The organism is Pseudomonas sp. NBRC 111123, assembly GCF_001320205.1.
Taxonomy (GTDB): domain Bacteria; phylum Pseudomonadota; class Gammaproteobacteria; order Pseudomonadales; family Pseudomonadaceae; genus Aquipseudomonas; species Aquipseudomonas putida_J.
In genome coordinates this window covers 19,607-37,289 of sequence record NZ_BCAZ01000040.1, presented here as the reverse complement: position 1 = coordinate 37,289, position 17,683 = coordinate 19,607, and the positions used below count along the sequence as shown (strand labels likewise).

Sequence of the window (17,683 nt, the reverse complement as noted above, 5' to 3'; positions counted from 1 at the left end):
CTATTCGCTGGTGAGGGCTTTGACCGGGTCGAGTCGGGCGGCTTTGCGGGCTGGCATGAAGCCGAACGCGACGCCGGTGAGAACGGCGCAGGAGAAGGCACCGAGCATGGCAGGCAGAGTGAAAGCCACGGCAACCTTGCCCAGCATCAATGTGCCGCCGATCAGCAGGGCCAGGCCGATTCCGGCCATGCCGCCGACCATCGACAGCATCACCGCCTCGCTGAGGAACTGGCGCAGAATGTCGCGCTGGCGCGCACCGGTAGCCATGCGGATGCCGATTTCGCGGGTGCGCTCGCGCACGGTCATGAGCATGATGTTCATCACCCCGATGCCACCGACCAGCAGCGAGATCGCGGCAATCGCCCCGAGCATCAGCGACAGGCTGTTCTGGGTGCGGGCCTCGGCCTGGATCAGCGCGGCCGAGTTGGTCAGTTCGAAATCGTGACGGCCGTGGTGGCGCTGGCGCAGCAGGCGGTCGACAGCAGCTTCGGTTTCATCGACCCGCGCGGCGTCGACAGCAGCGATGGTGACGTAGTCGGGGTCGCGCTGGCCGAACAGACGGATCGCCGCTGCCGAGTAGGGCACCACGATGCGCCCATCGGCATCCTGGTCGCCGGAACTCGCGCCTTTGCCGGCGAGGATGCCAATGACCTGGAACGGCACATTGCCGATCAGGATGTACTGGCCCAGCGGGTTGCGGTCAGGTTCGAGCATCTTCTCCCGGACCTTCTGGCCGATCACGGCCACCGCTGCGCCACTGGCGTCGTCGGCATCGGTGAAGAACGCCCCTTCGACTGCCGGCCAGTTGAAGATCAGCGGGAACTGGTTGTTGTTGCCACCCACGTAGAAACGCTGGCTGTTGTTGCCGTGGCGCACCATCACCTTTTCGCCCAGCACCGGCATGATCTGCCTGACCTGCGGCAGTTGGCCGATGGCGGCGACGTCGTCGAGGGTAATGGTGCCGGCAGGTTCGCCCAGTGTGGCGGGTTTGCCGTTGAGGTAGAGGATGTTCGATCCGAAGGCGGCCATCTGCGCCATCACCTGGCGCTTGCTGCCTTCGCCGACGGCCAGCATGACCACCACCGAGGCTACCCCGATGATGATCCCGAGCAGGGTCAGGGCGGTGCGAAAGCGGTTCACCCACATCACCCGCCAGGCGGCTTGCAGGGCGTCGATCAGCTCGCCTTTCCAGGCGCTGCGCAGGGTTGCGCCGCGGTCCAGGCGCTGGCGCAGGTCATCGGCCTGCAGCCCTTGGTGGGGAAGGTTGGGCGCCTGGTCGGTCGCGGTGTCGCTGATCACCTGGCCGTCGCGGATCTCGATTACCCGCTGTGCCCGCGCCGCCACCTTGTGGTCGTGGGTGATCAGGATGACCACGTGGCCTTGGCTGGCCAGTTCGTCGAGCAGTGCCATGACTTCGGTGCCGCTGTGGCTGTCGAGCGCACCGGTGGGTTCGTCGGCAAGGATGATATGGCCACCGTTCATCAGCGCCCGGGCGATCGACACCCGCTGTTGCTGGCCACCCGAAAGCTGGTGCGGGCGGTTTGCGCTGCGGCTGGCCAGGCCCAGGCGGGCGAGCAGGGCGGCGGCGCGGGCATGCCGTTCACTGGCGGGAGTGCCGGCATAAATGGCCGGCATTTCGACGTTTTCCTGGGCCGAGCCTGACGGGATCAGGTGGTAGCCCTGGAATACGAAGCCAAACGCCTCGCGGCGCAGCCAGGCCAGTTCGTCGTTACCCAGATCGGCCACGTTCTTGCCGGCGAAGCGGTAGCTGCCCGCAGTCGGGCGATCCAGGCAGCCGAGTATGTTCATCAAGGTAGATTTGCCCGACCCGGAGGCCCCGACGATGGCGACGAACTCCCCGGGATGGATGCTCAGGCTGATGCCGCGCAACACATCGACCTTGGGGCTGTCCTGGCCGCCGTAGGATTTGCGGATATCGACCAGCTCGATCAGCGGCGCGCTCATTCAGCCTCCGCTGGCGCTGGGGGCGCCCATCAGCAGTTGTTCACCTTCGCTGAGCCCGTCCAGCACCTGAACCCGCAGGCGGTCACTGAGGCCGGTGCGCACCTGGCGCTGCACCACCTTGCCGTGCGGGTCGAGCACTCGCGCCGTGAACAGGCTGCCATTGTTGTCCAGCGCAGCAAGTGGCACGGTCAGCACCTGGCTGGCCTGGCCTGCAACGAAGAACACCTGGGTGGTCATGTCGGCCATCAAGGCGCCATCCGGGTTGTCGACATCCAGCAGCACGGTGTACTGCACCACTTGGTTGCCGGTACTGCCGGCGTTGGCCGGGCTGCCGCCGCCCTGGCTGGTCTGCTCGAGTGGCTTGGGCGGGATCGGCAGAATTTGCCGCACGGTGCTGCTCCAGCGGCGCTTGCCACTGGACAGCGTGGTGAAATAGGCGGTCATGCCCGGCTTGACCTTGCCGATGTCGGCTTCGGAAACTTGCGCCCATACGGTCATGGGCGACAGTTTAGCGATGCGCAGGATCAGCGGGGTGCGTTGCTGGGCATTGAGGGTCTGGCCCTCGCGGGCGTCCACGGCAACCACCGTGCCGTCCATCGGCGCATAGATGCGCGTGTAGCCCAGTTCCGCCTCGTCGCTGCGCAGGCTGGCCTGGGCCTGGCGAATCTGGGCCTGGAACATGTCGATACGCGCCTGGGTCACCTTGAGCTGTGCTGCAGCGGCCTGTACGTCTTCATCACGGGTGGCGCCAGCGGCGGCAAGATCGCGCTGGCGCTTGAGTTGCTGGCTGGCCAGTTCGAATTGCGCGCGCTGTTCGGCGAGCTGGGCCTTGAGGTTGTCGATCGAGAAGCGCCCGGCATCCAGCCGTGCCTGCTGGGTGGAGGGGTCGATCTCGACCAGCAGTTGCCCCTGGCGCACCGGGTCGCCCGCTTCCACGTGCAGTTTGCGGATCTGCCCGGAGGCCTGGGCGCCTACATCCACGTAACGCCTGGGCTGCAAGGTGCCCAGGGCTGTCACGCTGCTTTCGATGTCTGCCCGTGTGACCGTGACGGTACCGAGCGGTTGCGCGCCGAAGGGCAGGGTTTGCCAGGCCAGCAGGCAGCCCAGGCTCAGCAGGCCCGCGGCAGCGAGGGTGAACCGGCGACGGGGTGAGGTTGAACGGCTCATGCGCACTTCCAGCCTGGGTAATGGTCACGCGCCGCCAATCGTGGTGCGCATCGAAGTCCCAGATAAACGAAGGCTGGCCGGGCGGATTTAGCCTGAATGAGCGGGTGGAGGGTGTGTTGCTGAGAATAGTTATAATTTGTACTATCACAGCCCGGTGTCACTCAGTCCCGCACGTGGGTTGCAAGGACGATTTCAGGTGCTGTTGTGGAACATTACTATCGCGAACTGGTGAGCTTCCTTAGTGCGCGGCTGGGCAATCGCCAGGCTGCGGAGGACGTTGCCCATGATGCCTATCTGCGGGTGCTGGAGCGTACCGCCAGCGGGCAGATCGAGCATCCGCGAGCGTTCCTCTACCGTACTGCGCTCAACCTGGTGATCGACAGGCACCGGCGCCATCAGGTTCGCCAGGCCGAATCACTGGATGCGCTGGATGCCGACGGGCGCTTTCTCAGTGCAGAATTGCAGCAGGACATGCAGCTCGATCAGCGTCTGGCCTTGATGCAAAAGGCCCTGGATGAACTGAGCAAGGTTTGCCGGGACTGCTTTCTGTTGCGCAAGATCGATGGCCTGTCACACCAGCAGATCGCAGAGCGCCTCGGTATCTCCCGCAGCCTGGTGGAAAAGCACATCGTCAATGCCATGAAGCATTGCCGTGTGCGCATGCGTCAGTGGGAGTCCTGAACGTGGGGTGAAGGGCAAGTGAAAATTCTGTGTGATGGCCACTTGATTTCTCCCGGTTTCCCGACAACTATCTAGATTGACCCCTCCAGGTGCAGCCCTGGCGGTTGCCTGTTTCTGGCGCAGTTTGGTCAGGGAGCTTTCCCTAATTCACCTGACGGGCCAGGTCCGACAATGACAAACAAGACCCTGCGCATCCTGATTGCCGACGAGCACCCGCAGCAGCGCCTGCAGCTGGAAAAACTACTCAATGGCCTTGGTTATTACCGGATTGCCCCGGTCGAATCTTTTGAAGAGTTGCAGCGCCTGGTGCAGTGCGCATTGCAACCGTTCAACCTGCTGCTGGGCAACATCGAACTGGCCAGCCATGCTGGCGTCGATCTGGCGCGTTTTTGCCGGGTCAGTACGCAGATCCAGCATGCCCTGCTTTACCATTCGCACCACTTGAAAGTGCCTGTGGTGCCGCAGACCGAGCGTCAGGCCGTCAGCGTGAGCTTGCCGCAGGTGCCCGACAACGATGCGTTGCAGTGCTTCATGGCGATCATTGACAGCCCAGTGCTGGTGGGCACGATAGCCCTGCCTTCCGGGCTTGCTTCTGGCGCCGTTCATGCGCGCAAACCGAGAAATTTCGGCCATACCGTCTTCAGCCGTTAGTGGCTCGGGTGGGGCAAGGTGGCGGGCATTTGTTATCCTCTAGCCTTTTGCCGATCTGCGGACTTCTGCCATGACTGCCATCGATACCGTTCGCCCGCCCCGGTTCAGCCGCGGCGACCACCGGACCTTGGGCCTGGCGGCACTGGGCGGCGCGCTGGAAATCTATGATTTCATCATCTTCGTGTTCTTTGCCCTGACCCTCAGCCAGCTGTTCTTCCCGCCGGAAATGCCCGAGTGGCTGCGTCTGTTGCAGAGCTTCGGCATCTTCGTTACCGGCTACCTGGCGCGGCCGCTGGGCGGCATCCTGATGGCCCATTTTGCCGATCACCTCGGGCGCAAGCGGGTGTTCAGCCTGAGCATCCTGATGATGGCCTTGCCGTGCCTGCTGATCGGGGTGATGCCGACCTATGCAGACATTGGCTATGCGGCACCGTTGATCCTGCTGGCGCTGCGCATCCTGCAGGGTGCTGCGGTGGGCGGTGAAGTGCCGAGCGCCTGGACCTTCGTCGCCGAGCATGCGCCAAACGGGCGTCGTGGCTATGCACTGGGCTTCCTGCAGGCGGGGCTGACCTTTGGTTACCTGCTGGGCGCACTGACGGCGACACTGCTGGCGCAAGTGTTCACGCCGCAGGAGATTCTCGATTACGCCTGGCGTTACCCGTTCCTGCTCGGTGGGGTGTTCGGCGTGATGGGTGTGTGGTTGCGCCGCTGGCTCAGCGAGACTCCGGTGTTCCTGGCCCTGCGCGAGCGTCAGGAGCGGCCGGTGCAGTTTCCGCTGCGGCGGGTGTTGGGCGAGTACCGTTCGGCGTTGATCCCGGCGGCACTGCTGACCTGCGTGCTGACTTCTGCGGTAGTGGTGCTGGTGGTGATTACCCCGACCGTGATGCAGCAACGCTTTGGCATGACGGCGGGGCATACCTTCGCCCTGAGCAGCGTGGGCATCGTCTTCCTCAATATCGGCTGCGTGCTGGCCGGGTTGCTGGTCGACCGCCTGGGTGCCTGGCGCGCACTGATGATCTACAGCCTGCTGCTGCCGCTGGGCATCGGTGCGCTTTACGCCAGCCTGGTGGGGCAGTGGGGCATGACCTGGCTGGCCTATGCCATGGCCGGGCTAGCCTGTGGCGTTGTCGGTGTGGTGCCGTCGGTGATGGTCGGGCTGTTCCCGGCCGAGATCCGCGTTTCGGGGATTTCCTTCACGTACAACGTGGCTTACGCGCTTTGGGCCAGCACCACGCCGCTGGCCTTGATCGCGCTGATGCCGTGGAGCCCGTGGGTGTGTGTCGGCTTCTGTCTGATCATGGGTATGGTGGGGCTGATGACCGGCTTGTATTTCGGGCGCCGTGAGCCGTTGACGTTTGCCGCCGAGCCGATGCCGATCATGTGCGCTGAAAAATAGCGGCAGCCGATACAAAAAGCCCCCGGCTCACTCGAACCGGGGGCTTTTTGTTGCGGCGAGGGACAGTGGCCTTACATGTTCGGGTAGTTCGGCCCGCCGGCGCCTTCAGGGGTGACCCAGGTGATGTTCTGGGCCGGGTCCTTGATGTCGCAAGTCTTGCAGTGCACGCAGTTCTGCGCGTTGATCTGGAAGCGCTTGCTGCCGTCATCCTGGCTGACTACTTCGTACACGCCCGCCGGGCAATAGCGCTGGGCCGGCTCGTCGTACAGCGGCAAGTTGCTGGCGATCGGCACGTTCGGGTCGGTCAGCTTCAGGTGGCAGGGTTGTTCCTCTTCGTGGTTGGTGCTGGAGAGGAATACCGAGCTGAGCTTGTCGAAGCTGAGTTTGCCGTCCGGTTTCGGATAATCGATCTTCTTCGACTCTGCCGCGAGCTTGAGGCAGGCGTAGTCGGGCTTGGTGTCGTGCAGGGTGAAGGGCAGCTTGCCGCCGAACCAGTTCTGGTCGACATAGTTGAACGCGCCACCGAGCAGCGGGCCGAACTTGTGCAGTGCTGGGCCGAAGTTGCGGCTGGCGAACAGTTCTTCGTACAGCCAGCTGGCCTTGAAGGCGCTGACGTAGCCGTTGAGCTGGTCACCGCCCTCGCTGCCGGCGATCAGTGCGTCGGCGACCGCTTCGGCAGCGAGCATGCCGGACTTCATCGCGGTGTGGCTGCCCTTGATCTTGGAGAAGTTCAAGGTGCCGAGGTCACAGCCGATCAGTGCGCCGCCGTTGAAGACCATCTTCGGCAGCGAGTTCAGGCCGCCCTTGCAGATGGCGCGGGCACCGTAGCTGATGCGCTTGCCGCCTTCGAGATACTGGCTCATCACCGGGTGGTGCTTGAGGCGCTGGAATTCGTCGAACGGCGACAGGTACGGGTTGGCGTAGGACAGGTCGACGATCAGGCCGACCACCACCTGGTTGTTTTCCAGGTGATAGAGGAACGAACCGCCGGTGTTGTCCTTGGCTACCACGTCCAGCGGCCAGCCAGCGGTGTGCACCACCAGGCCCTGCTCGTGCTTGGCCGGGTCGATTTCCCAGATTTCCTTGAGGCCGATGCCGTAGTGCTGGACGTCGGATTCGCTGTCGAGGTCGAAGCGCTTGATCAGCTGCTTGCCGATATGGCCACGGCAGCCTTCGGCGAACAGGGTGTACTTGGCGCGCAGTTCCATGCCCGGGGTGTACAGGCCGTCCTTCGGGTTGCCTTCACGGTCGACGCCGAGGTCGCCGGTGACGATGCCGCGCACCACGCCGTTTTCATCGAACAGCGCTTCCTGGGCCGCGAAGCCAGGGTAGATTTCCACGCCCAGGTTCTCGGCCTGCTGGGCCAGCCAGCGGCACAGGTTACCCAGGGAGATGATGTAGTTGCCGTGGTTGTGCATGGTCTTGGGCACGAACAGGTCCGGGACCTTGGTCGAGCTGCCGGCGTCCTTGAGCACATAGATATCGTCGCGCTTCACTTCCGTGTTGAGCGGCGCGCCGAGCTCTTTCCAGTCTGGGAACAGCTCGTTCAGGGCGCGGGGTTCGAAGACCGCGCCGGAAAGAATATGAGCACCTACTTCGGAGCCTTTTTCCACCACGCAGACGCTGATCTCGCTACCGGCTTCGGCGGCCTTCTGCTTCAGGCGGCAGGCGGCGGACAGGCCCGCGGGGCCTGCGCCGACGATGACCACGTCGAATTCCATGTATTCGCGTTCCACAGGTTCTCTCCTACTCATCAAGGCTCGTGCTGTTGCTTTGTCTTATGGGTGCTTGCGTGCGGGGCGCTTCACTGGCGCGAAACTGTAGCTACGCAATGTACGGACTACACCGTTTTGTCTTGGCGCGCATTATATCTACACCACTTGGCGGGTCCAATACAAACGTTTGTTTGAATTTGCCGGAGCCCAGTAAAATCACAGGAACACGGCTGGAGGGTGACCGATTTGCCGTATTGACCGGATTGGGTGTTACGGTCAAGATACGAGCGGTTTTACGTTCGCCGTAGGCTTGCAGCCGGGCGCAGGTACACCTCTAAAGACCAGGTGTGGAGCAGGGTTTTGCGGCTTTTGGCCGGTTTGTAGTGGAGTTTACACGCCACGACAGAAAATGACCCGTGGGTATTTGCCGCAACAGTCGCGACAAGACTGTTCGGTCACCATGAAGTTCGCCCCCTCCCGGTACGTTTTTAGAGGTGCCCTTGTACCCACGCGCATCGCCGGGCTCAGCCCCAGGCGACTATCTATTCACCGGAGAGTAACGAGGAATCCATGAAGGTTCTTGTAGCTGTCAAACGAGTGGTCGACTACAACGTCAAGGTTCGCGTCAAGGCGGACAACTCCGGCGTCGACCTTGCTAACGTCAAAATGTCCATGAACCCCTTCTGCGAAATCGCCGTGGAAGAAGCCGTACGCCTGAAGGAAAAGGGCGTCGCGACCGAGATCGTCGTCGTCTCCGTCGGGCCGACCACTGCCCAGGAGCAGCTGCGTACTGCCCTGGCCCTGGGTGCCGACCGCGCCATCCTGGTCGAAGCCGCTGACGAGCTGAATTCCCTGGCCGTGGCCAAGGCGCTGAAAGCCGTTGTCGACAAAGAGCAGCCACAGCTGGTCATCCTCGGCAAGCAGGCCATCGACAGTGACAACAACCAGACCGGCCAGATGCTGGCTGCGCTGACCGGCTTCGCCCAGGGCACTTTCGCCTCCAAGGTGGAAGTGGCTGGCGACAAGCTGAACGTCACCCGTGAAATCGACGGCGGCCTGCAGACCGTATCGCTGAACCTGCCCGCCATCGTCACCACCGACCTGCGCCTGAACGAGCCACGCTACGCGTCGCTGCCGAACATCATGAAGGCCAAGAAAAAACCGCTGGAAACCGTCACGCCAGACGCGCTGGGCGTTTCCCTGGCCTCCACCACCAAGACCCTGAAAGTCGAAGCCCCGGCTGCTCGCAGCGCTGGCATCAAGGTCAAATCGGTGGCCGAACTGGTCGAGAAGCTGAAGAACGAAGCGAAGGTAATCTAAATGACTATCCTGGTTGTCGCTGAATACGAAAAAGGTGCCGTAGCCCCGGCCACCCTGAACACTGTCGCCGCTGCCGCCAAGATTGGTGGTGATGTGCACGTGCTGGTCGCTGGCCAGAACGTCGGTGGCGTCGCCGAATCCGCTGCCAAGATCGCCGGCGTGGCCAAGGTGCTGGTGGCCGATAACGCCGCCTATGCCCACGTGCTGCCGGAAAACGTCGCGCCGCTGATCGTCGAGCTGGCAAAGGGCTACAGCCACGTGCTGGCCCCGGCTACCACCAACGGCAAGAACATCCTGCCGCGCGTTGCCGCGCTGCTGGACGTGGACCAGATCTCCGAGATCATCTCGGTCGAGTCCGCCGACACCTTCAAGCGCCCGATCTACGCCGGTAACGCCATTGCCACCGTGCAATCGAGCGCGGCCATCAAGGTCATCACCGTGCGTACCACCGGCTTCGACGCCGTGGCCGCCGAAGGTGGCTCTGCTGCCGTCGAAGCGGTGGCTGCTGCGCACAACGCCGGTATCTCGGCCTTCGTTGGCGAAGAGCTGGCCAAGTCCGACCGCCCAGAGCTGACCGCTGCCAAGATCGTCGTTTCCGGCGGCCGTGGCATGGGCAACGGTGACAATTTCAAGCACCTGTACAGCCTGGCCGACAAGCTCGGCGCCGCCGTTGGTGCCTCGCGCGCCGCGGTCGACGCAGGCTTCGTACCGAACGATATGCAGGTCGGCCAGACCGGCAAGATCGTTGCGCCTCAGCTGTACATCGCCGTCGGTATCTCCGGCGCGATCCAGCACCTGGCCGGCATGAAGGATTCCAAGGTGATCGTCGCGATCAACAAGGACGAAGAAGCGCCGATTTTCCAGGTAGCCGATTACGGCCTGGTCGCAGACCTGTTCGAAGCCGTTCCAGAGCTGGAAAAGCTGGTCTGATTCGCCTGCTTCACTTATAAAGAAGCCCGGCCCTCGCACTGAGGGCCGGGCTTTTTTGTTGCCGGGCAAGGAGTAAAGGATGGTGTTGCGCGAAGCGGGCAGGGTGCTGGCATGCATGGTGGCGCTGTTGTCGCCAATGGTGATGGCGGCAGGCAAGTGCGAGCGCCTTGTGGCGACTGGCAGCCCGGACGCACCGCCATACTCCTGGCAGGACCCAAGTGACCCGAAACACCTGATCGGCGCCAATGTCGACCTGCTGCGCCAGGTTCTCGGCGAGCTGGGGGTGAAAGTCGAGGTGCTCAGTGCTGGTCGGCGTGATCAGGCGCTGGAAGAGGTGCGCAGCGGGCGCATGGACCTGCTGCTCGATACCCCCATGCACGTGGAGCAACTGACTGCGCTGGACTACATCCATCCACCCCTGCAGCTCAATGAATACCTGGTCTGGACTCGCCATGACGCCGCGCTCGAGTTCGATGGCCCGGCTGACCTGGCCAGGTATCAAGGCAGCCTGTCCGAGCGCGCGCGCCTGACCCCTGCGTTCACTGCCTTCGCCAAGGCTCAGCTCAAGCTGGTGCCGGCGCAAAACCTCACCCAGGCCTTCCAGAAGCTGGTGCTGGGCCAGGTCGACTATGTGTTGGCCGGGCGCTATTCAGGCATGGCCATGACCCAGAGCCTGGGCATGAGCAACAACCTCATCGCGCGCGGCTTGCCAGTGGACCGCCCTGGCTTGTACTTGGCCGTGTCGCACAATTCAGCCTGCAATGACGCGTGGTTGCGTGGGCAACTGGCAAAAAAGCTGACAGAATTGCCGATCTCCGGTGCGTCCGAAGCCGTGCTGCAACGTAATGTCGAGCGTTGGAAAGCGCAGATGCACGTGCAGGCGGATGCCCCAAAACATTAGGAAGAGTGCGTGAGAACCCAATCCCTGATCCTAGCCGTGGCCATGCTCGGCCTGGCTGGCTGCGCCAGCGACCCGGCGCCCAATGAGCAGATGCGAATTTCCGAGCAGGCGCTGGAGCAAGCCAAGGCAGTTGGTGCCACCGACCAGGTCGAGGCGCTGAAACTGGCTGAAGACAAGTTTGCTCGGGCCAAGACCAACATGCTGACCGAGGACTACCGTGATGCGCGCATGCGTGCTGAGCAGGCCGAGCTGGACGCACGCCTGGCCGAGGCGCAGGTGCTGAACCAGAAAAGCGAAGAGCAACTTCAGTTGCTGCAGTCACGGGTCAAGCGCCTGCGCAAGCAGCTGGAGGTGCAGCCATGATGCGCTTCAATGCGAAAGCCGCATTGGCGCTGCTGGTGCTGACGGCCGGCCTGCAGGGTTGTGCCAGCCAGCGCAGTTCGGCGGCGCTGGATGACGCGACCGCGGCCTTCCAGAAGGTCAAGGACGATGCCGACGTGCTGCGCAGTGCCCCGCGTGATGTGATCCGTGCCGGTGAGTCGCTGTCCCGCGCCGAGCGCCTGTCCAGCTACATCGGCACAGGCAGCGACGTACGTCATTATGCCTACCTGAGCCAGCGCTATAGCGAGATCGCCAGCGAGCACGCCAGGCTGGCGCTGAACGAGGAGCGTCGGGCCAAGCTCGACCTCGAACGCCAGCGCCTGCAACTGGCTCTGCGTGAGGCCAAGCTGGACAGCGTGCAGCAGCAGGGTAAATGGCTGGAAAGCCAGATTGCGGCGCTGGCCTCCGAGCAGGCAGACCGAGGCCTGGTGATGACGTTGAGCGATGTGCTGTTCGACACCGGCAGTGCCGACCTGAAGAACTCGGCTAGCCGCACCGTGCTCAAGCTGGTGCAGTTCCTTCAGCTCAACCCGCGTCGCGTGGTGCGGATCGAAGGTTATACCGACAGCACGGGTGCGCCTGAAGACAATCTCAAGTTGTCGCGGGATCGTGCCCAGTCGGTGGCCGACATGCTGGTCGACCTGGGCATCGATGAGAAGCGCCTGCAAGTCGAAGGTTATGGCGATCAGTATCCGATCGAGGCCAATGCCTCGGAGCGGGGCAGGGCGCAGAACCGCCGGGTTGAGATCGTCTTTTCGGACGACAAGGGCAAACTCGCACCGGCCCGCTGAGGATCGGGAAACGGGGCCGCTGTGCGGCCTCGGGTTAATTGTTTAGACAGGTGTCACACAACTCTATTGTTGACTGCCTTGCCATCTGTCCCAGTACACTTTGCAACTGTTACGGTATGCTCTACCGTCAGTGTGTCGTACAAGAACAACGAGCCCGCCCGCGTGCCGAGACTGCCCCATGACCAACCTGCTGCTGTACCAGCGTATCGCCCAGCAACTGGCCGATGACATCCGTCGCGGTGTCTACCAGCCAGGCGAGCGCGTGCCGTCCGTGCGCAAGATGAGCGCCCAGCTTAACGTCAGCCATGCCACGGTGTTGCAGGCCTATGCCAATCTCGAGGATCAGGGCCTGATTCGTGCCCGGCCGCAGTCGGGCTACTACGTGCACCAGACGCCTGCCCTGACTGCGCAAACGCCGGATATTGCCCGGGTCGAGCGCCCTGGCCTGGTGACGCGTGCCAGCATCATCCAGCAGGTACTGACCGAGGCGCGTCGCGATGGCGTGTTCCCATTCGGCGCCGCCGTGCCGCACGTCGACTATCTGCCGGTGCGCGCCCTGCATCAACAGATCGCCAAGGTCACCCGCTTTCACAGTCCACGTGCCTTCAGCTACATGTTCAGCCCCGGCTTCGAGCCGTTGCGTCGGCAGATCGCCATCCGCATGCGTGATGCTGGCGTGCTGGTCGACCCACGTGAAGTGATCGTCACCCATGGCTGTGTCGATGCGTTGCAGATGTCGCTGCGGGTGTTGACCCGCCCGGGTGACCTGATCGCGGCCGAGTCGCCGACGTACTATGGGCTTCTGCAGCTGGCCGACCTCTTGGGGTTGAAGGTGATCGAGATCCCCAGTGACCCGTCCACCGGCATCAGTCTCGAAGCCTTGCAGCTGGCGGCCAATCAATGGTCGATCAAGGCCTTGGTGCTGACCACGCGCTTGAGCAACCCGCTGGGTGGCACCGTGCCTGAAGAGCGGCAGAAGCAGTTGCTGCGCCTGGCGTCGGACTTCGATATCCAGATCGTCGAAGACGATATCTACGGCGAGTTGATGTTCGAGCAGGGCAAGACCAAGGCGCTCAAGGCCTTCGACCGGTTGGACCGGGTGATCTACTGCTCGAGCTTTTCCAAGACCCTTTCGCCTGGGGTGCGCGTCGGCTGGATGGTGGCGGGGCGTTATCAGGATGAAATTCAGCGCCTGCAGACCTTCACCACCCACTCGGCGTGCAGTGTGACGCAGATGGGCGTGGCGGCGTACCTGGAGAACGGTGGTTATGACCGGCACCTGCGCTATATCCGCCAGGAATACCGCAAGAACCTCAGTGCCTACCAGCTGGCGGTGCAGCAGCACTTCCCGGAGGGTACCCAGATGACGCGGCCAACCGGCGGCTTCATCCTCTGGGTCAGCCTGCCAGGGCGGGTCAATACCCAGGAGTTGCATGTGCGCGCGCTGGAGCAGGGCATCAGTATCGCGCCCGGGCTGATCTTCAGTAACACCGAGCAGTTCAACCACTGCATACGGCTCAACTGTGGCATTCCTTGGAACAAGGAGGCCGAAAGGGCAGTTATCACGCTGGGGCTGTTGGCCCAGCAATTGTGCAGAGAATCGCAGCCCTCACTTTTGTAGGCTTGCCAGCAACGGGTGGAACAGAGAGCATACGCACTTTTACAATTCCACCTGTCTGTCGATGTCCATGAATCTGTTGCGAAGTGCTGCCCTGATAATCTGTATTGCCCCGTTCTGCCTGCCTTGTGGTGTGGTTCAGGCTGCGCAGCCAGCTGTCCAGGTGCAGGCGGGGCACGACAAGGCCAAGGGCAAGGCGCCAGCAAAGCCTGCAGCAAAGGCCAAGCCGGCGAGCAGCAAGGCCAAGGCCAAGTCTAAAGCCAAGCCCAAGCCGGTCAGCAAGGCAGTCTCGCAGTCTTTGCCCAAAGCCAAGCTGGACCTGAGCCTGCCGACCGACATGGTGAAGAACCTCGAGCCTGAGGTGGGCGATGCTTCGACTCGCCGCAAACCTTTGCTGCCCGCCATGTTCACGGAAAAGCCCGAAACCAGCGACAGCCCGTTTCAGCTCAATGGCCGCTTGATCAGCAACGAGATGCAGCTGCAGCTGCGCAACGATAGCCGCCGCGATGTGGAAGGTGCTGCAATCGATTTCGAGTTCCGCAACTGAGCAGGTCCAACTGACTGCCGGGTCACGGCAGATTTCATTGGGCCAGCAATTTCAAACATCTGTTTGAGCGGTTACTATCCAGGGGCGTTCGTCCCGTTTTGCTTCAGGGGGTCCTGATTTAGTCATGAATTGTCGTGAGGGTTGTGGTGCCTGCTGCATCGCCCCGTCCATCAGCTCGGCGATGCCGCGCATGCCTCAAGGCAAGCCGGCGGGCGAGCGCTGCTTGCACCTGACTGCAGAAAATCTCTGCGACTTGTTCGGCAAGCCCGAGCGGCCGGCGGTGTGCGGTGGTTTCAAGGCGGATATCGAGGTGTGCGGCAGTGACCGCGACGAGGCGATCAGGATTCTTGGCTGGTGGGAGCAGATAACGGCGGCGTGAGAGGCTGGATCTTCGAAAACAAGGATAAACATGATGAGATCGTTCAAGCGTATTGCACTGCTGTGTGGCATGGGTGTCCTGCTGGCGCCGGCTGCCTGGGCCGAAAACTGGCAGGTGGCCAAGGACGAAGAGGGGATCAAGGTCTCGCTGAGTGAGGTGCCGGGCTCCAAGTACAAGGCTTACCAGGGCGTGACCCTGATCAAGGCGCCGCTGGCCAAGGTCCAGGCGCTGCAGGAGGATGTGGCGGGGGCCTGTGCCTGGATACATGAGTGCAAGTCGCAGAAGCTGCTCAAGCATGAAGGTGACCAGAGCTGGACCTATACCCAGTTCAATACGCCGTGGCCGGTGACGCCGCGTGATTCCGTGTTGCATATCACCACCGTCAAGGGGGCTGACGGCAGCCTGACCCGCAATCTGGTCGAAGAGCCGACTTACATTCCGGAAGAAAAGGGCTTTGTGCGGGTGGCGAAGGTGCAGGGCTTCTGGAAGCTGGTGCCCAAGGGTGACGGCACCGAGGTGACCTATCAGGTGCACACCGAGCCAGGTGGTAGCGTGCCTGCGATGGTGGCCAACAAGTTCGTGGTGGATGCGCCTTTCAATACCCTGAAAGGGCTGCGCGAGCGGGCCGAGAAGAACTGAGGTTCAGGCGGGCTGCGGCCTTTGTGGGGGCGGCCCTGTGTCGCGAAAGGGTCGCTGAGCGACCCCCGGATCATCGGTTTGCCGTGATCCAGCAGGGGTCGCTTCGCGGCCCTTTCGCGACACAAGGCCGCTTCTTCAGTACTGCGCGGCTTTGAGTTGGCAATAAAAAAGGCTGCCCGAGGGCAGCCTTTTTGCGTTCGGCTCGTAGAGCTTACTTGCGGTCCTTCAGCTCGACGATGTCGCGCTGCAGTTCGCCGGTGTAAAGCTGGCGAGGGCGGCCGATCTTGTACGGGCTGGAGAGCATTTCTTTCCAGTGCGAGATCCAGCCGACAGTGCGTGCCAGGGCGAAGATCACGGTGAACATGCTGGTCGGAATGCCGATCGCCTTCAGGATGATGCCCGAGTAGAAGTCGACGTTCGGATACAGCGAGCGCTCGATGAAGTACGGATCGGTCAGGGCGATCTCTTCAAGGCGCATGGCCAGTTCCAGCTGAGGATCGTTCTTGATGCCCAGCTCGCCCAGGACTTCGTCGCAGGTCTTCTTCATCACGGTGGCGCGCGGGTCGCGGTTCTTGTAGACGCGATGCCCGAAGCCCATGAGCTTGAACGGATCGTTCTTGTCCTTGGCCTTGGCGATGTACTTGTCGATGTTCGAAACATCGCCAATTTCATCGAGCATGGTCAGGACTGCTTCGTTCGCACCGCCGTGGGCCGGGCCCCACAGTGCGGCGATACCGGCGGCGATACAGGCAAACGGGTTGGCACCCGAGGAGCCCGCCAGGCGCACGGTGGAAGTGGAAGCGTTCTGCTCGTGGTCGGCGTGGAGGATGAAGATCCGGTCCATTGCCTTGGCCAGCACCGGGCTGATCGGTTTGATCTCGCACGGCGTGTTGAACATCATGTGCAGGAAGTTTTCCGCGTACGACAGGTCGTTGCGCGGATACATCATCGGCTGGCCCATGGAGTACTTGTAAACCATCGCGGCCAGGGTCGGCATCTTGGCGACCAGGCGCACCGCGGAAATTTCGCGGTGTTGCGGGTTATTGATGTCCAGGGAGTCGTGGTAGAACGCCGACAGGGCGCCGACCACGCCGCACATCACCGCCATTGGGTGAGCGTCGCGGCGGAAACCGTTGAAGAAGGACTTCAGCTGCTCGTGAACCATGGTGTGGTTCTTGACGGTGCTGACGAACTGGGCCTTCTGCTCGGCGTTCGGCAGTTCGCCGTTGAGCAGCAGGTAGCAGGTTTCCAGGTAATCCGATTTCTCGGCGAGCTGTTCGATCGGGTAGCCGCGGTGCAGCAGCACGCCCTTGTCGCCATCGATGTAGGTGATCTTCGACTCGCACGAGGCGGTCGCCATGAAACCAGGGTCGAAGGTGAAGTGACCAGTGGCCCCCAACCCGCGGACGTCGATTACATCAGGACCAACGGTGCCGGTTAAAATGGGCAGCTCGACGGGGGCAGCGCCCTCGATGACCAACTGCGCTTTTTTGTCAGCCATGTGGCCTCCTATTAATGCTTGAAATCATCAGACAGCCCCCCACGCAGGGCCCGCACCACTATAGAGAAGTAAATTCGAATGTCAATTTGCCTAAAGGCTGGTTGAAACGGCCTTCAAGGCCTGATTTTTCACGAATTTCTCGCCCATTTACGCCTTTTGCTCACTAAAGGCAATCCGCTATTTGGGCTACCCCGTCACGTTGTCATAAGCAGCCTAACTGTCTATACTCGGCACCCGACTCCCAGGGGCTTGCAAGCCCGAACTGCTGGGGGTCGCCGTTCCCTGGGTGGTGGGTACCTGACCAGTACACTTACCAACAACTTTGCCCTGATTCGCTAGGGGCTCTTCAGTGTGAAAAAAGCCGTGAAAAGCCAACGACCTGTAAACCTAGACCTAAGGACCATCAAGCTTCCTGTCACTGCGTACACGTCCATTCTGCACCGTATCTCCGGCGTCATCCTGTTCCTCGGCCTTGCCATCATGCTTTATGCACTGGGCAAGTCGCTGGGTTCCGAGGAAGGCTTCGGTGAGGTGAAGGCGTGTCTGACCAGCCCGCTGGCCAAGTTCGTGACCTGGGGCCTGCTGTCCGCCCTGCTTTATCACCTCGTGGCAGGTGTACGCCACCTGATCATGGACATGGGTATCGGTGAGACGCTGGAAGGCGGCAAGCTGGGCTCGAAAATCGTGATCGTCATCTCCGTGGTGCTGATCGTTCTGGTGGGAGTTTGGGTATGGTAACCAATGTCACGAACCTGTCGCGTTCGGGCCTCTATGACTGGATGGCGCAGCGCGTATCGGCGGTCGTTCTCGCGGCTTACTTCATTTTCCTGATCGGCTACGTGGTCTGCCACCCGGGCATCGACTACACCCAGTGGCATGGTCTGTTCTCCAACAACGCGATGCGGATCTTCAGTCTGCTGGCCCTCGTTGCCCTGGGCGCTCACGCCTGGGTCGGCATGTGGACCATCGCCACCGACTACCTGACGCCAATGTCGTTCGGCAAGTCGGCGACTGCGATTCGTTTCCTGTTCCAGGCGGTATGCGGCGTTGCGATGTTCGCTTACTTCGTCTGGGGTGTGCAGATTCTCTGGGGTATCTGAT

General features: G+C 62.1%; 18 protein-coding genes. 14 read left to right on the top strand and 4 right to left on the bottom strand.

The genetic code is table 11. The features are described 5' to 3' along the window. Positions 1–1,965, bottom strand: a complete 1,965-nt coding sequence (locus APH27_RS19175) for a MacB family efflux pump subunit (RefSeq protein WP_060485644.1) — start codon at positions 1,963–1,965, stop codon at positions 1–3. After that, positions 1,966–3,132: an efflux RND transporter periplasmic adaptor subunit gene (locus APH27_RS19170; protein WP_027921305.1), complete on the bottom strand. Its 1,167-nt coding sequence runs from the start codon at positions 3,130–3,132 to the stop codon at positions 1,966–1,968. A gap of 204 nt (positions 3,133–3,336) precedes the next feature. Between APH27_RS19170 and APH27_RS19165 the strand changes: the two genes are divergently transcribed. The 3 genes from APH27_RS19165 to APH27_RS19155 all read left to right on the top strand — a co-directional run bounded on the left by APH27_RS19165 (position 3,337) and on the right by APH27_RS19155 (position 5,860). Continuing rightward, the gene (locus APH27_RS19165) at positions 3,337–3,813 is read left to right on the top strand and encodes a sigma-70 family RNA polymerase sigma factor (protein ID WP_027921306.1); all 477 of its coding nucleotides are present in this window, start codon (positions 3,337–3,339) and stop codon (positions 3,811–3,813) included. Positions 3,814–3,984: 171 nt separating this feature from the next. Continuing rightward, positions 3,985–4,464, top strand: coding sequence for a response regulator (locus APH27_RS19160; protein ID WP_027921307.1), 480 nt, complete (start codon positions 3,985–3,987; stop codon positions 4,462–4,464). 70 nt (positions 4,465–4,534) lie between these two features. Continuing rightward, positions 4,535–5,860, top strand: a complete 1,326-nt coding sequence (locus APH27_RS19155; RefSeq protein WP_060485643.1) for an MFS transporter — start codon at positions 4,535–4,537, stop codon at positions 5,858–5,860. A 71-nt stretch (positions 5,861–5,931) separates the two neighbouring features. Here the strand turns inward: APH27_RS19155 and APH27_RS19150 are convergent, their stop codons facing one another. Beyond that, entirely contained in the window at positions 5,932–7,614 is a 1,683-nt protein-coding gene (locus APH27_RS19150) for an electron transfer flavoprotein-ubiquinone oxidoreductase (protein WP_082435203.1), read from the bottom strand. 531 nt (positions 7,615–8,145) lie between these two features. Between APH27_RS19150 and APH27_RS19145 the strand changes: the two genes are divergently transcribed. The 9 genes from APH27_RS19145 to APH27_RS19105 all read left to right on the top strand — a co-directional run bounded on the left by APH27_RS19145 (position 8,146) and on the right by APH27_RS19105 (position 15,081). Then, complete coding sequence (locus tag APH27_RS19145; RefSeq protein ID WP_060485641.1) at positions 8,146–8,895, top strand: electron transfer flavoprotein subunit beta/FixA family protein; 750 nt, start codon at positions 8,146–8,148, stop codon at positions 8,893–8,895. After that, positions 8,896–9,825 carry an electron transfer flavoprotein subunit alpha/FixB family protein gene (locus APH27_RS19140; RefSeq protein WP_060485640.1) on the top strand — a complete coding sequence of 310 codons (930 nt, stop codon included), beginning with the start codon at positions 8,896–8,898 and terminating at the stop codon, positions 9,823–9,825. Between the two features lie 79 nt (positions 9,826–9,904). Then, positions 9,905–10,726 carry an ABC transporter substrate-binding protein gene (locus tag APH27_RS19135; protein ID WP_027921312.1) on the top strand — a complete coding sequence of 274 codons (822 nt, stop codon included), beginning with the start codon at positions 9,905–9,907 and terminating at the stop codon, positions 10,724–10,726. Positions 10,727–10,735: 9 nt separating this feature from the next. Then, positions 10,736–11,089: a DUF4398 domain-containing protein gene (locus APH27_RS19130; protein ID WP_027921313.1), complete on the top strand. Its 354-nt coding sequence runs from the start codon at positions 10,736–10,738 to the stop codon at positions 11,087–11,089. Next, positions 11,086–11,898: an OmpA family protein gene (locus APH27_RS19125; RefSeq protein WP_060485639.1), complete on the top strand. Its 813-nt coding sequence runs from the start codon at positions 11,086–11,088 to the stop codon at positions 11,896–11,898. The genes APH27_RS19130 and APH27_RS19125 overlap by 4 nt, the downstream gene beginning before the upstream one ends. Positions 11,899–12,076: 178 nt before the next feature. Continuing rightward, entirely contained in the window at positions 12,077–13,519 is a 1,443-nt protein-coding gene (locus APH27_RS19120) for a PLP-dependent aminotransferase family protein (protein ID WP_027921315.1), read from the top strand. A 67-nt stretch (positions 13,520–13,586) separates the two neighbouring features. Then, complete coding sequence (locus APH27_RS19115) at positions 13,587–14,063, top strand: hypothetical protein (protein ID WP_060485655.1); 477 nt, start codon at positions 13,587–13,589, stop codon at positions 14,061–14,063. Positions 14,064–14,187: 124 nt separating this feature from the next. Further along, a complete protein-coding gene (locus APH27_RS19110) occupies positions 14,188–14,442 on the top strand; it encodes a YkgJ family cysteine cluster protein (protein WP_027921317.1) in 255 nt (84 codons plus the stop codon). A gap of 33 nt (positions 14,443–14,475) precedes the next feature. Next, the gene (locus APH27_RS19105; RefSeq protein WP_060485638.1) at positions 14,476–15,081 is read left to right on the top strand and encodes an START domain-containing protein; all 606 of its coding nucleotides are present in this window, start codon (positions 14,476–14,478) and stop codon (positions 15,079–15,081) included. 211 nt (positions 15,082–15,292) lie between these two features. Here APH27_RS19105 and gltA read toward each other — a convergent pair whose 3' ends face one another. Then, positions 15,293–16,582: a citrate synthase gene (gene gltA, locus APH27_RS19100; protein WP_054899921.1), complete on the bottom strand. Its 1,290-nt coding sequence runs from the start codon at positions 16,580–16,582 to the stop codon at positions 15,293–15,295. A gap of 351 nt (positions 16,583–16,933) precedes the next feature. Here gltA and sdhC point away from each other — a divergent pair, with 351 nt between their 5' ends. Together sdhC and sdhD are read left to right on the top strand one after the other, a co-directional pair. Then, positions 16,934–17,320 (top strand): succinate dehydrogenase, cytochrome b556 subunit, encoded by a 387-nt coding sequence (gene sdhC, locus APH27_RS19095; RefSeq protein ID WP_012315350.1) that lies wholly within the window; start codon positions 16,934–16,936, stop codon positions 17,318–17,320. Continuing rightward, positions 17,314–17,682: a succinate dehydrogenase, hydrophobic membrane anchor protein gene (sdhD, locus tag APH27_RS19090; protein WP_027921320.1), complete on the top strand. Its 369-nt coding sequence runs from the start codon at positions 17,314–17,316 to the stop codon at positions 17,680–17,682. Before sdhC ends, sdhD begins: the two co-directional genes overlap by 7 nt. The last annotated feature ends 1 nt before the right edge of the window (position 17,683 follow it).